Annotated in this window: 10 protein-coding genes; 7 read left to right on the top strand and 3 right to left on the bottom strand. The window is 71.3% G+C overall.

Annotation, left to right across the window (positions count from 1 at the left end; all coding sequences use genetic code 11):
* Positions 1-19 precede the first annotated feature (19 nt).
* The 7 genes from ACWGJ5_RS13415 (at position 20) to ACWGJ5_RS13385 (ending at position 8552) form a co-directional block, all read left to right on the top strand.
* Positions 20-1240 carry a CapA family protein gene (locus ACWGJ5_RS13415; RefSeq protein WP_453309876.1) on the top strand — a complete coding sequence of 407 codons (1221 nt, stop codon included), beginning with the start codon at positions 20-22 and terminating at the stop codon, positions 1238-1240.
* 229 nt (positions 1241-1469) lie between these two features.
* Complete coding sequence (locus ACWGJ5_RS13410; RefSeq protein WP_453309875.1) at positions 1470-3884, top strand: HAMP domain-containing protein; 2415 nt, start codon at positions 1470-1472, stop codon at positions 3882-3884.
* Positions 3885-3890: 6 nt separating this feature from the next.
* The gene (pgsB, locus tag ACWGJ5_RS13405; RefSeq protein ID WP_453309874.1) at positions 3891-5513 is read left to right on the top strand and encodes a poly-gamma-glutamate synthase PgsB; all 1623 of its coding nucleotides are present in this window, start codon (positions 3891-3893) and stop codon (positions 5511-5513) included.
* Positions 5510-5992 carry a poly-gamma-glutamate biosynthesis protein PgsC/CapC gene (locus tag ACWGJ5_RS13400; protein WP_228616435.1) on the top strand — a complete coding sequence of 161 codons (483 nt, stop codon included), beginning with the start codon at positions 5510-5512 and terminating at the stop codon, positions 5990-5992. The genes pgsB and ACWGJ5_RS13400 overlap by 4 nt, the downstream gene beginning before the upstream one ends.
* 37 nt (positions 5993-6029) lie before the next feature.
* A complete protein-coding gene (locus ACWGJ5_RS13395) occupies positions 6030-7082 on the top strand; it encodes an NlpC/P60 family protein (RefSeq protein ID WP_453309873.1) in 1053 nt (350 codons plus the stop codon).
* 47 nt (positions 7083-7129) lie between these two features.
* Complete coding sequence (locus ACWGJ5_RS13390) at positions 7130-8149, top strand: hypothetical protein (protein ID WP_453309872.1); 1020 nt, start codon at positions 7130-7132, stop codon at positions 8147-8149.
* Positions 8150-8159: 10 nt separating this feature from the next.
* A complete protein-coding gene (locus ACWGJ5_RS13385; protein WP_453310085.1) occupies positions 8160-8552 on the top strand; it encodes a hypothetical protein in 393 nt (130 codons plus the stop codon).
* Between the two features lie 61 nt (positions 8553-8613).
* Here ACWGJ5_RS13385 and ACWGJ5_RS13380 read toward each other — a convergent pair whose 3' ends face one another.
* The 3 genes from ACWGJ5_RS13380 to ACWGJ5_RS13370 all read right to left on the bottom strand — a co-directional run bounded on the left by ACWGJ5_RS13380 (position 8614) and on the right by ACWGJ5_RS13370 (position 13857).
* Complete coding sequence (locus ACWGJ5_RS13380) at positions 8614-10743, bottom strand: 3-hydroxyacyl-CoA dehydrogenase NAD-binding domain-containing protein (protein ID WP_453309871.1); 2130 nt, start codon at positions 10741-10743, stop codon at positions 8614-8616.
* Positions 10740-11957: a thiolase family protein gene (locus tag ACWGJ5_RS13375; protein WP_453309870.1), complete on the bottom strand. Its 1218-nt coding sequence runs from the start codon at positions 11955-11957 to the stop codon at positions 10740-10742. The genes ACWGJ5_RS13380 and ACWGJ5_RS13375 overlap by 4 nt, the downstream gene beginning before the upstream one ends.
* 610 nt (positions 11958-12567) lie before the next feature.
* On the bottom strand, positions 12568-13857 hold the full coding sequence (locus ACWGJ5_RS13370; RefSeq protein WP_453309869.1) for an HRDC domain-containing protein: 1290 nt from the start codon (positions 13855-13857) through the stop codon (positions 12568-12570).
* Positions 13858-13912: the final 55 nt, after the last annotated feature.

The following is a 13912-nucleotide window of genomic DNA, read 5'->3' as shown; positions in this document are numbered from 1 at the left end:
GTTGTATCAAGATATCCCGGTGAACAGTCGCCGTAGCCGGACCCTGCTGTCCCTGCTGACCCCGCTCTCCCTTCTCGCCGCCGTCTCCGGCTGCGGACTCCTCTCGGACGACGCCGGAGCCCCGGCCGGCGGGCGTTCCTTCACCGTTGCGGCCGCCGGGGACATCCTCATGCACCCCGAACTGGTCGACCAGGCCCGCAAGGACGCGAAGCGCACCGGCAAGGGCGTGGACGGGCTGGACTTCGGTCCGATGATGGCCGGCATCAAGCCGCTGATCAGCAGGGCGGACCTGGCGATCTGCCACTTCGAGCCGGTGATGGGCCCGGCGCGGGGACCGTTCGAGGGCTTCCCGGACTTCCAGGTGCCGCCGCAGCAGGCGAAGACCCTCAAGGACATCGGCTACGACACCTGTTCCACCGCCTCCAACCACACTCTCGACCACGGCTACGAGGGCGTGAAGCACACCCTGGACGCACTGGACGCCGCCGGGCTGAAGCACACCGGCTCGGCCCGCACCGCGAAGGAGGCGAGCACCCCGCTGATCATGGACGTCAAGGGCGTCAAGGTCGCGCAGATCTCCTTCGCCTACGGTTTCAACGAGCCGCACAAGCTCCCGAAGGACAAGCCGTGGCTGGCCAACCAGCAGGATCTCGGCCGGATCAAGGCCGCCGAGCAGCGGGCCCGCGCGGCCGGTGCCGAGGTGGTGATCCTCTCCCTGCACTGGGGCCGCGAGCACCATCCGGAGCCGTCGGCCGCGCAGCTCTCCTTCGCCCGGCAGATCGCCCGGAACACCGGCATCAACCTGGTCATCGGCCATCACGCGCACGTCGTGGAGCCGATGGAGAAGGTCGACGGGACCTGGATCTCCTACGGCCTCGGCAACCAGATCGCCCGGCACGAGGTGCCGACGGGCCTGACCGAGGAGGGCGTGATCGCCTGGTTCACGTTCACCGAGCGCGGCGAGGGCCACTGGGACGTCCGGCCGCGCTTCGAGCCGACGCTGCTGACGATCCCGCCGGACGCCGAGAACGTCCGCGACGGCGGTACCGCCGCGTACAACGGCGACGACGTGCGGGACTACCGCCTGCTGGACGTGCCGGCCGCGCTGCGCGACGACCACGACCTCACCGGGGCCCGGAAGGCCCGGCTGCGGCTGGCCTTCGAGCGCACCGAGGGCACCCTGCTGAACCGTGGCGCGGCCGGGGACGGGCTGAAGCCGCTCACCCCGCTGCCCGAGTAGATGCCGAAACACCCCTTATGGATAGGGTATTTGTCCGAACTTGTCCGACGGTTGCGCGATGTTGCCCAGATCACGTCGTACTTACCGCAACTTAACCCCCCTCTTGTCTGTCTGAGGTTTCCGGGCGAGCTCTTACTTTCGGCGCGCCCGGAGCCCGTATTCACGAGAGGACCCTTCCGTGGCGTCACCGCCCCCGGCGCGGCAGCATCGAGCCCGCCGCCGAGCCGACATGTCGCTGATCGGAGGCATCCGCCCGCCGATCGCGGTCCTCTCGGCGCTGCTGCTGACGCTCGCCGGCATCACGGCACTCGTCCTGGGCCGCGTCGACGACACCGGCGTGCCGAAGGCGGTGCTGACGTCCCAGCAGCACTTCGCGGAGGACGGCGCCGTCGCGCTGCGCGCCTCCATCGACGAGTCCGTCACCGACGTCACCCGCTCCGCCGCGCTGTTCAGCGCCGGGCAGCCGGTCTCCGGCGACGCCGTCCTCGACAAGCTCGGCAGCACCTACGCGAAGTGGATGGGCACCGCCGTGGTGGAGGTCCGCACCGGCAAGCTGGTCGCGGCCCGCGGCGAGACGGTGCCGCTCACCTCCGTGGACCTCTCCTCGCTCAGCGGCGAGGACGGGCTGGCCCCGCGCATGGTCCGGCAGAAGAACGGCGAGGTACGCCTGCTGTCCTTCGGGCTGCTGACCTGGCCGGGCAAGCCGCAACTGCTGCTGGTGGCCTCCCGGAACCTGAAGTTCCCCGGCATCAGCCTCGGCCAGTTCCGCTCCATCGCCGTGGTCGACGCGGGCGGCACGATCCTCAGCAGCGACGGCATCGCAGAACCCGAGTCGGCGCGCAACAGCGCCGACCGCAAGGACATCACGGCCTCCCGCAAGCAGCTGAAGGACTTCGCCGAGCAGGCCGCCCGCCGGGCGCAGCGGGATCCGCGCAGCAGCAAGGAACCCGGCAGCGGCGGCTACCAGGGCGTCAGCGGCAGCCTCCTCGGCGGCAAGCTGCTCGGCGACCGGCCCGTCGCCGGATACGCCACGCTCGCCGTGGCCGAACCCGGCGAGACCACCACCGCAGCCGGACTCGGGCTGTCCGTGGTGGCCATGGTCAAGGTGACCGAGGAGTCCGGCCATGCCGGCTCCCCGGTGTTCGGACTGGCTGCGGGCGGTGCCCTGCTCGTCGTCGGCGCGCTGGCGGTGGCCGTGCTGCTGGGCACCGTGCAGCGCCCGCTCATCCGGCTGTTCCTGGAGTCCCGCCGACTCACCCGCGGCGATCTGACCCGGCCGGTCACCGTCCCCGGCTACGGCGAGGCGCACCGCATCGGCGGCGCCCTGGAACGGCTGCGCCGGCAACTGCTCGGCGAGAGCGCCGAGGCCACCGGACCGGCCGCACGCCCGCGCGGGGTGCGCCGGGTGGGCACGCGTGCCCTCCTCGCGGTCTGCGCCGTGCTGCTGCTGGCCTGGGCCGCACCGCTGATGCTGCTGTTCAACCGGGCCGACAACACCGCCGAGGTACCCCGGCAGCTCGTCAACGACCAGCGCGAACGCACCGACACGCTCAGCGACCGGGTGCGCCGCGCGCTCAACGAGGGCGACGCCGACCTGCAGTCGGTCGCCTCCCTGATCGGCGACAAGACCTCGCCCCAGGCCATGGAGACGGTCCTGGAGCACACCTACAACGAGAACAAGCGCTACCGCTCCCTCTACGTCGTCGACTCCTCCGGCGCCGTCCAGGTCCGCGAGGGCAAGAAGCCGAAGGTGATCCAGTCCGACCGCGTCTCCGGCAGGCCCCTGCGGCTGCTGGGCCGCGGCGGCAAGGAGCCCGTGGTCGTCGCCGCGGCCGAGATACCCGGCCGCAACGGTGGCCGGCTGGTCGGCGAGTTCCGCGTCGAGTTCCTCAACGCGCTGCTGACCCGGCCCGGCCTCGGCGTGGTCCGGCTCGTGGACGACCGGCACCAGGTCATCGCCGGCAACACCGGCTTCCTCGCCTTCCAGTCGCTGCCCGACCAGCACCTGGAGGACCTGGTCGAGGCAAGTGCCCAGCGGCTCGGCAAGAAGCCGCAGCCCAATGGCCTGCTCTACCGCGGGGACGGGCTGCGGATCGCCGCCGCAGCTCCGTTCTCCGGCGGCGGCTCGGCCGAGTCGCTCCACTTCAGCGTGGTCAGCTGGCAGCCCGTCGACCGGCTGGCCATCCCGGAGTTCGACGCCCAGAACCGCACCGTCCTCGCCGGTCTGCTCGGTGCCGCCGCGGCCGTCGCCTGCCTGGGCTGGCTGCACATCGTCGTCGCCCGTCCGCTGCGCGCCCTCGCCGACCGGGCCGAGGCCCTCGCCGCAGGCGACCGCAAGACCGTGCTCTTCCCGCAGCACCACGACGAGGTCGGCGCCGTCACCCGCTCCCTGGAGCTCATCCGGCAGCAACTGCAGGACCAGCGCCGCCAGCAGCCCCGCCGCACCCCGCCGCCCCGGCCCTCCGCACCGCACCAGGACCCGCCGGAGCAGAACGCACCGCCGTCGCACGCGGAGCAGAACGCACCGCCGTCGCACGCGGAGCCGTACGCACCGCCGTCGCGCCCGGAGCCGTACGCACCGCCGTCGCGCCCGGAGCCGTACCCGTCGCAGCAGTACCCGCCCCAGCAGTACACAAGGAACTGATCACCCGTGTTCTTCCTCTACACCGTGCTGCTGGTCGGCTGCGCGACACTGCTCGTCGCGGGCGTCGTGGAACAGCGGCGGCACTTCACCAACCTGGACCACATCCCCACCCGCGTCCTGGTCAACGGCATCCGCGGCAAGTCCTCCATCACCCGGCTGTGCGCGGGCGCCCTGCGCGGCGGCGACCTGGTCACCGTCGCCAAGACCACCGGCACCGCGGCCCGGTTCATCCACCCGGACGCCACCGAGGAGCCGGTCTACCGCAAGTTCGGCATCGCCAACGTGGTCGAGCAGATCGGCATCGTGCGGCGCGCCGCCGCGTACAAGCCGGACGCGCTGGTCATCGAGTGCATGGCCGTCATGCCGGCCCTGCAGGAGATCAACCAGTCCAAACTGATCCGCTCCACCATCGGCGTGCTGTGCAACGTCCGCGAGGACCACCTCGCCGAGATGGGCCCCACCCTGGACGACGTGGCGCGCTCGCTGTCCCGCTCGATGCCCGAGGACGGCATCTGCGTCACCGCCGAGAAGGACCGCTTCCACATCCTCCAGGAGGAGGCGGACTCGCGTAACTGCAAGCTCGTCTACGCCGATCCGGAGACGGTGACCGACGAGGAGCTGCGCGGCTTCAGCTGGTTCACCTTCAAGGAGAACGTGGCCATCGCCCTCGCCGTCGCCGAACTCCTCGGCGTGGACCGGGAGACGGCCCTGCAGGGCATGTACGACGCCCCGCCGGACCCCGGTGTCCTCTCCGTCGAGCGCTATCTGACGCCCGAGGGCAAGAAGCTGCGCTTCGCCAACGTCTTCGCCGCCAACGACCCCGAGTCGACGCTGATGAACATCAACCAGCTGCTCGACCTCGGCGCCATCCACCGCCCGCTCAACGTGGTCGTCAACTGCCGCCCCGACCGCGTCGAACGCAACGGGCAGATGGGCGAGATCATCCCCGACCTCGACCCCGAGCGGGTCTTCGTCATCGGCCACCCGGCCAAGTCCGCCATCGACGCCATCCCCGCCGAGTTCCGCTCGCGCGCCGTGGACCTCGGCGGCGACAAGCGCGACCCCGAGGAGTTCATGGGCAGGATGCTGGACATGCTCGGCGCGGACTCGTCGATGGTCGCGATCGGCAACATCCACGGCCAGGGTGAGCTCCTGCTGGAGCACCTCGCCGAACTGCCACCGGACGAGAGCGCCGACGAACCGGCGGCCGCCGCCCCGGCGGGCCGGACCGAAGCGGCACCCGCCGTGGTCGAGCACGTCGAGACGATGCAGCTGTACGTGCCCCGCATCGACCCCTACCAGCGCTACCCGGAGGCGTACGAGGCGCGCTACGCGCACCAGCAGCCGTACGTCCCGCAGATCCCCGTGCAGCGGGACCCCGGACACCCCCACCCGCACCGGGGGCCGGCACCCCGGGCCGGGGACGACCAGCCGTACGCGTACGACACCGGGACCGGGCCGGGGCCGCACCACGGCGGCCCGCCCGCCCCCGCCCGGCCGCAGGCACCCGCCGACAGCGGCCCGGCGGCCGGACCGCACCGCCCCCGCGGGCTGTTCGAGCCCCGCCTCCCGCCCCAGCCTTCCGCCGACGACAGCCAGCAGTGGCACAGCCCAGGAGAACAGCGTTGATCCCCTCCGTCCTCACCCCCGAGATCGCCGCGATCGGCATCGGCCTGGGCCTGATGTTCTCGCTCATGTGCTACCTGACGACCAACCTCTCGCCGGGCGGCATGATCACTCCGGGCTGGCTCGCGCTCACGCTCATCGAGGACCTCCAGCGCGCCGCCCTCGTCGTCGGTGTGACCGTGCTGACGTACCTCGCCACGCTGCTCCTGCAGAAGTTCGTGATCCTGTACGGCAAGCGGCTCTTCGCGGCCGTCGTGCTCAGCGGTGTGCTGATCCAGGCCACCGTGATCATCGTGCTGCAGATGGAGTTCCCGCTGCTGTACGCCAACCAGACGCTCGGCTTCATCGTCCCGGGCCTGGTCGGCTACCAGCTGGTCCGCCAGCCCAAGGGCGCGACCCTGCTGTCCGTCGGCACGGTCACCCTCGCCACCTATGTGGTGCTGACCGCCGGCATCCTCCTGGGCGCCATGCCGTCCGCCTGACCCCGCCCGTACCCGACGCATTCCTGGAGCCCCCACCATGCCGAAGCGCAAAGGCCGCCCGGTCGTCCACACGGTGACGGTCCTGGCGCTGCTCGCGGGCAGCGCCTACTTCACCTACGAACTGCGCAAGGACCAGCAGGCGAAGCTTCCGGCCGCCCAGACCATCACCGAGAACCTGCACAGCTCGGGCGGGGCGACCGGCAAGCAGACCTGGGAGCGGCTGAACAACCCGGCGCGCTCGGTGCTGCGCGACGGCAAGGGCGCCGTCATCGCCACCTTCACGGACGGCGCCCGTACCGCCACCCTGAAGGGCCCGACCCGCACCTTCAGCGAACCGGCCAACACCACCACCAAGGTGGTCACCGACGACTGGGTCCGCCTCATGCCGGAGGCCTGGACCGAGGGCGCCGAGAAGCAGCAGTGGTTCAAGGACTGGTTCAAGCAGTACTACGGCAGCGAGGAGGACGACGTCTTCGCGTTCGCCTTCCAGTACATCGTGGGCGTGCCGGTCAAGAAGGACGACCAGGGCATCCAGTACGCGGGGCACGCCACCTACGGCCCCCTCAAGGCCGACGGCGTCGACCGCTACGAGCAGACCGACTTCTACGACTACCTGGGCATTCCGTACACCTTCCGGGACGGCGTCACCGAGTACCCGCAGCAGGACCGGCTGCGCGCCGTGGACTGCTCCGGCTACCTGCGCCTGGTCTACGGCTACCGGGCCCGCTACCCGCTGATGTCCGACAACGACCACGGCGACGGGCTGCCGCGCACCGCCGACGGCATGGCCCGCGGCAAGGAGGGCGTGGACATCATCAAGCTCCAGGGCCCGAGCCCCTGGTACGTGCGGCCGCAGAACATCGACGTCCTCCAGCCGGGCGATCTGCTGTTCTTCAAGATGGACCACCGCACCGGCAACCACATGGACCACTCGGCGATCTACCTCGGCCCGGACACCGAGGGCCACAAGGTCTTCATCTCCAGCCGCAAGGAGCAGAACGGCCCCACGATCGGCGACCAGGGCGGTGTCTCGCGTCTCGACGGAAACGGTTTCTACGCCGGGCTGTTCCGCACTGCGAAGCGGCTGTGACCAGGGGCGGCGAGGGTGTACGCAGGGCCCGCAGCTAGAGTGAACCGGTGAACGGCGACTGGCTTCTGCGCGGCCGAGACGGTCGGCTCGGTGTCTACCAGCTGTCGGGCGAGGCCGTCCTGTGCCGGACGGAGCGCGAACCCGGCGGCCCCTGGACCACCCCGCGCAGGGTGGGCGGCGACCAGAAACTGCACCCCGTGCTCGCGGTCGGCCAGGGCGCCGACGGCTACGCGCACCTGGTCTCCTGGCGGCCGACGTTGCCGGGCGAGTCCGGCGTGGTGCACTCCACGCACTTCCGGCCGCACCTCGCGGCGCTGGACTGGAACCCGATCGGCCACCCGAGGAAGCGGGGCGGCGACCGGTCCGGCACGCCGGCCGTCGCCGTCGACGCCCAGGGCCGCGCCCATGTGTTCGTCCGCAACGACGGCGGCGGCGTGCACATGGTCGCGCAGAAGGAGAAGGGCGGCTGGGAGCCCTGGGTGGATCTCAGGGGCAGCAAGGTGCAGGACGGCCTGGCGGCGGTGACGGGCGAGTCCGGCCGTGTCGAGCTGTACGCGGCCATTCCCGACGGGATCCTGTACTGGCGCCAGGAGAAGGCGGGCACCGGGCCGGTCCTGACGGAAACCCTGCGTACCCCGGTCCGCCCGGGCACCCTCTACGCCCTCGCCACGTCCCCCGACAGCACGACGCTCTTCTACACGGACACGGGCGGCGACCTGTGCGCCTGGCGCCCCGGCGGCAAACCGGTCACCCTGCTGCCCTCGGCCGGTTCCGGCCCGGTCTCGGCGGTCCGCTGCGAGCTCGACGGCCACGACTGCACCCTGCTCGCCCAGCGCTCGGCGAGCGGCCGCGTCGCCTTCGCCGCCTACCCGAGCGAACTGGAGTCGGCGGGCGCGTGGTGGGCCGAGTCGGGCCCGCGGCTGCCCGTGGACGCGACGGTGTCCCTCACCACGGACGCGGACGGCCGGGTGGCGGCGGCGACGTTGTCCCCGTCCACGGACCAACTCCTGCTGACCCGGCGGAAGGACGAGCCGGGCCTGGCCCTGGAGGCGTGGCGGCAGGTCTGAGTGCGCCATGATGGCCGGCGTGGACACCGAGACTCTCATCGACGCCTGGCGGCGTCTCCTCGCCGGCTCCGGAAAGACATGGGTGCTGTTCGAGCACGGCACCTGCGTGGTGCTCGAACGGCCCACCGGGGACCTCGCCGCCCAAGCCACCGAGATCCTGCGGGAGTTCGGGCCGGTACGGGTCGGGGGCCCCGCGGGCGACTTCCGCGTGCTCGAACTGCACAACGGCGAGGGCTGGCTGGTGACCGGCCACCACCCGGACGTGGTCACCTTCGTCCCGCTGGACGACTCCGCCGATCCCTCGCACCTGGCCGTCGGCATCCTCGGCCGCTCCCGGCGCGACCGGGACGGCACCGAACTGCACGTCGTCCACGTCGAGGACGACCGCCCGGCCGAGGCCTGACAACGCCGATGCCCGGCACACCAGTCGGTGTGCCGGGCATCGTACGACCGTACGCGGTGCCCTACGCGGGGATGCTCGCCACGCCCTGTGCCAGGAACTTCTTGCCGTTCACGCGCTCCGAGACGCCCTCGCGGTCCAGGTACGGCGTGATGCCGCCCAGGTGGAAGGGCCAGCCGGCGCCGGTGATGAGGCAGAGGTCGATGTCCTGGGCCTCGGCGACGACGCCCTCGTCGAGCATGAGCCCGATCTCCTGCGCCACGGCGTCAAGCACCCGCGCCCGCACCTGCTCCTCGGTCAGGACGACGTCGCCCTGCTTCAGCAGCGCGGCGACCTCCGGGTCCAGCTCCGGCTTGCCGCTGTCGTAGACGTAGAAGCCGCGCTTGCCCGCCTTGACCACGGCGGCGAGGTTCGGGGAGACCGTGAAGCGGTCCGGGAAGGCCCGGTTGAGGGTCTCCGAGACGTGCAGGCCGATCGCCGGGCCGACCAGCTCCAGCAGCACCAGCGGGGACATCGGCAGGCCGAGCGGCTCGACGGCCTTCTCGGCGACCTCGACCGGGGTGCCCTCGTCGATGACGTTTTGGATCTCGCCCATGAAGCGGGTCAGGATGCGGTTCACGACGAACGCCGGGGCGTCCTTGACCAGAACCGCGGTCTTCTTCAGCTTCTTGGCGACGGCGAAGGCCGTGGCCAGGGAGGCGTCGTCGGTCTCCTCGCCGCGGACGATCTCCAGCAGCGGCAGGACCGCGACCGGGTTGAAGAAGTGGAAGCCGACGACCCGCTCGGGGTGCTTCAGCTTCGACGCCATCTCCGTGACCGACAGCGAGGAGGTGTTGGTCGCGAGGATCGCGTGCGCCGGGGCGACCGCCTCGACCTCCGCGAACACCTGCTGCTTGACGCCGATCTCCTCGAAGACGGCCTCGATGACGAAGTCGGCGTCCGCGAAGCCCTCGGCCTTGTCCAGGACACCGGTGACCAGCGCCTTGAGACGGTTGGCCTTGTCCTGGTTGATCCGGCCCTTGCCGAGCAGCTTGTCGATCTCGGAGTGGACATAGCCCACACCCTTGTCGACGCGCTCCTGGTCGATGTCGGTCAGCACGACCGGCACCTCCAGGCGGCGCAGGAAGAGCAGGGCCAGCTGCGATGCCATCAGACCGGCGCCGACGACGCCGACCTTGGTGACCGGGCGGGCCAGGTTCTTGTCCGGGGCGCCGGCGGGACGCTTGCCGCGCTTCTGGACCAGGTTGAACGCGTAGAGACCTGCGCGCAGTTCACCGCTCATGATCAGGTCCGCGAGGGCCTGGTCCTCGGCGTCGTAACCCTGCTGCAGGTCGCCGTTCTTGGCGGCCGCGATGATGTCGAGGGCGCGGTAGGCGGCCGGGGCCGCACCGTGCACCTTGGAGTCCGCGATGAACCGGCCCTTGGCCACGGCCTGGTCCCAGCCCTCACCGCGGTCGATCACGGGACGCTCGACCTCGATGTCGCCCTTGAGGACCTGCGCGGTCCACAGCAGCGACTGCTCCAGGAAGTCGGCGCCCTCGAAGATCGCGTCGGCGATGCCGAGCTCGAAGACCTGCTTGCCCTTGAGCTGCTTGTTCTGGTTCAGCGAGTTCTCGATGATGACCGAGACGGCCTTGTCGGCACCGATCAGGTTCGGCAGCAGGGTGCAGCCGCCCCAGCCGGGGACCAGGCCGAGGAAGACCTCGGGGAGCGAGAACGCCGGGACGGCCTTCGACACCGTGCGGTAGGTGCAGTGCAGACCGGCCTCGACACCGCCGCCCATCGCCGCGCCGTTGTAGTAGGCGAAGGTCGGGACGGCCAGGTTGGACAGACGCTTGAAGACGTCGTGCCCGCCCTTGCCGATGGCGAGCGCGTGCTCGTGCTCCTTGAGGACCTCGACGCCCTTGAGGTCGGCGCCGACCGCGAAGATGAACGGCTTGCCGGTGATGCCGGCGCCGACGATCTCGCCGCCCGCCGCCTCCTTCTCGACCTGGTCGATGGCGGTGTTCAGGTTCGCCAGCGAGCCCGGGCCGAAGGTGGTGGGCTTGGTGTGGTCGAAGCCGTTGTCCAGCGTGATCAGCGCGAAGCGGCCGGCACCGAACGGCAGGTCGAAGTGGCGTACGTGCGCACTGGTGACGACCTCGTCGGGGAACTGCTGCGCGGCCTGCTTCAGAAGCTCGGCGGTGGTGCTCACTTGTCCCCCTCGAAGTGCGGGTTCTCCCAGATGACCGTCGCGCCCATGCCGAAGCCGACGCACATGGTGGTCAGGCCGTAGCGGACGGTCGGCTGCTCCTCGAACTGGCGGGCCAGCTGCGTCATCAGACGGACGCCGGAGGAGGCCAGCGGGTGGCCGAAGGCGATGGCGCCGCCGTACTGGTTGACGCGCTCGTCGTCGTCCGCGATGCCGTAGTGGTCGAGGAAGGCCAGCACCTGGACGGCGAAGGCCTCGTTGATCTCGAACAGACCGATGTCGGAGATGCCGAGACCCGCCTTGGCGAGGGCCTTCTCCGTGGCCGGGATCGGGCCGTAGCCCATGACCTCCGGCTCGACGCCCGCGAAGGCGTAGGAGACGAGCCGCATCTTGACCGGCAGGCCGTTCTCGCGGGCGAAGTCCTCGGAGGCGATGATCGAGGCGGTGGCGCCGTCGTTCAGACCGGCCGCGTTACCGGCGGTGACCCGGCCGTGCACGCGGAACGGCGTCTTGAGGCCCTGCAGGTTCTCCAGGGTGGTGCCCGGCCGCATCGGCTCGTCGGCGGTGACCAGGCCCCAGCCGGTCTCGCCGGCCTCGGGGCTGGTGCGGCGCACCGAGATCGGCACCAGGTCCTGCTGGATCTTGCCGTTGGCGTACGCCTTGGCGGCCTTCTCCTGCGAGCGCACCGCGTACTCGTCGGCGCGCAGCTTGGTGATGTGCGGGTAGCGGTCGTGCAGGTTCTCCGCCGTCATGCCCATGAACAGGGCGGACTCGTCGACCAGCTTCTCGCTCACGAACCGCGGGTTCGGGTCCACGCCCTCGCCCATCGGGTGGCGGCCCATGTGCTCCACGCCACCGGCGATGACGGCGTCGTAGGCGCCGAACGCGATCGAACCGGCGGTGCTCGTCACGGCGGTCAGGGCGCCGGCGCACATGCGGTCGATGGAGTATCCGGGGACGGACTGCGGCAGGCCCGCGAGGATGCCGGCCGTACGGCCCAGGGTCAGACCCTGGTCGCCGATCTGCGTGGTCGCGGCGATGGCGACCTCGTCGATCTTCTTCGGGTCCAGACCGGGGTTGCGGCGCAGCAGCTCCCGGATCGCCTTCACGACGAGGTCGTCGGCGCGGGTCTCGTGGTAGATGCCCTTCGGGCCCGCCTTGCCGAACGGGGTGCGGACGCCGTCGACGAAGACGACGTCCCTGACGGTACGAGGCACGATGGCTCTCCTCCAGGGTGCGGGGTGGCACTGCTGCGGCACGCATGCACTGAGCGCGCGCTCAGCACCATGCTACTTACGAGTAACGTGACTGCCCAGTCCCCGAGGCCGGAGCGGCGAAGGTCACATGAAAGCGCCGGTGGACAAGCGCCCCGTCAGGGGCGCGGGGAACTACGCGACCGGCCACGATGCACCCGCGGTCCCGTACGGCGATCACGCGGCCGTCGGCACAGAACGCGTCGCCCGCGCCCCCGACACGCCGGAGAAGCCGGGCGTCACCTGCCACGCCCCGGCCGGCTCCGGTGCCCGTCCGGCCTCGTCGCACACCGCCGCGCTGCTGCCCGTGTGCCCGAGGGCCGCCGCTGCGCCGACCCCTGCGATCCGCCGGTGCCCGAGCGACACGAGATACCGCACGGCCTCGGTGACCGCCGTGGGCCGGCGCCCGGCCGCCGGCACCCGGGTGCCACCGAGGCCGCGCGGTAGGCGACCAGGATCCAGGGACAGCCGTCCACGACGACTTCCGCATCCCGTTCCTGTACATGCCGTCCCAGGATCTTGGCGTGATCTCGACGTCCCTGCGAGGAGCGGCCGGGTGAGACGTATCCGGCGGCTAGGCGCCCTTCGCCGACAGCGCCGACACCAGCAGCGGTGTCACCAGTTCCACCTGCCACGCCCGCGCACCGTACCCGGCCAGCGCGGTCTCCACCGACCCGGCGTCGACCGCCTTCGGCGGCTCCCAGCAGATCCGCCGGACCGTGTCCGGGGACACCAGGTTCTCCTGAGGCATGTTGAGCCGCTCGGCAAGGGCGGTGACCCCCGCCCGGGCCGCGGACAGCCGGGCCGCGGCGGCGGGGTCCTTGTCGGCCCAGGCCCGCGGCGGCGGAGGCCCGGTCACGGGCTGACCCGGCTGAGGCAGCGCGGAATCCGGCAGGGCCTTGGCCCGGTCGACCGCCGCCTGCCACTGCTCCAGCTGCCGCCGCCCCATCCGGTGCCCGAACCCGTTCAGCGCCGCGAGGGCGTGGGCGTTGGCCGGAAGAGCGAGCGAAGCCTCCACGATGGCGGCGTCACTGAGCACCTTGCCCGGCGACACGTCCCGCCGCTGGGCGATCCGGTCCCGCGTCTCCCACAACTCCCGTACGACACCGAGCTGCCGGCGCCTGCGCACCTTGTGCATTCCGGACGTACGGCGCCACGGGTCCTTTCTCGGCTCGGCCGGCGGCGCGGCCGCGATCGCGTCGAACTCCTGCAGGGCCCACTCCAGCTTGCCCTGCCGGTCCAGCTCCTTCTCCAGGGCGTCGCGCAGGTCGACGAGGAGTTCCACGTCGAGCGCGGCGTACCTGAGCCACGGCTCGGGGAGCGGCCGGGTCGACCAGTCGACGGCGGAGTGGCCCTTCTCCAGGACGAAGCCGAGCACGTTCTCGACCATGGCGCCGAGACCGACCCGCGGGAACCCGGCGAGCCGGCCGGCCAGCTCGGTGTCGAAGAGCCGGGCCGGGACCAGGCCTATTTCGCGCAGGCAGGGCAGGTCCTGGGTGGCGGCGTGCAGCACCCACTCGACGCCGGACAGCGCCTCGCCGAGCCCGGACAGATCGGGGCAGCCCATGGGGTCGATCAGCGCCGTCCCGGCACCCTCGCGGCGCAGCTGCACCAGGTAGGCGCGCTGGCCGTAGCGGTATCCGGAGGCGCGCTCGGCGTCGACGGCGACCGGGCCGGAGCCCGCGGCGAAGGCGGCGACCACCTCGGCGAGCGCGGCCTCGTCGGCGACGACGGGCGGAATGCCCTCGCGGGGTTCGAGCAGCGGTGTCGGCGCCCCCATCACAGAAGATCCGGCGTCGTCCGGAGGAGTGCCTCCGGTGGTGCGCAGGGCACTGTCTGCTGCGGTGTCTTGGGCGTCGGTCACCTGTCAAGGGTATCCGTGTGTCGACGGCGCCCGTCGACGGAACGTTCCGTCGACG

This window comes from Streptomyces sp. NPDC054783 (genome assembly GCF_053611725.1).
Note: the sequence above shows the minus strand (reverse complement) of the source record. Positions and strands in the feature narration are given on the sequence as shown.

Excerpts from the sequence above, each read along its gene's own strand:
- ACWGJ5_RS13385 (WP_453310085.1), top strand. The coding sequence starts at position 8,160 with ATGGCCGGCGTGGACACCGAGACTCTCATCGACGCCTGGCGGCGTCTC.
- ACWGJ5_RS13395 (WP_453309873.1), top strand. The coding sequence starts at position 6,030 with ATGCCGAAGCGCAAAGGCCGCCCGGTCGTCCACACGGTGACGGTCCTG.
- ACWGJ5_RS13410 (WP_453309875.1), top strand. The coding sequence starts at position 1,470 with ATGTCGCTGATCGGAGGCATCCGCCCGCCGATCGCGGTCCTCTCGGCG.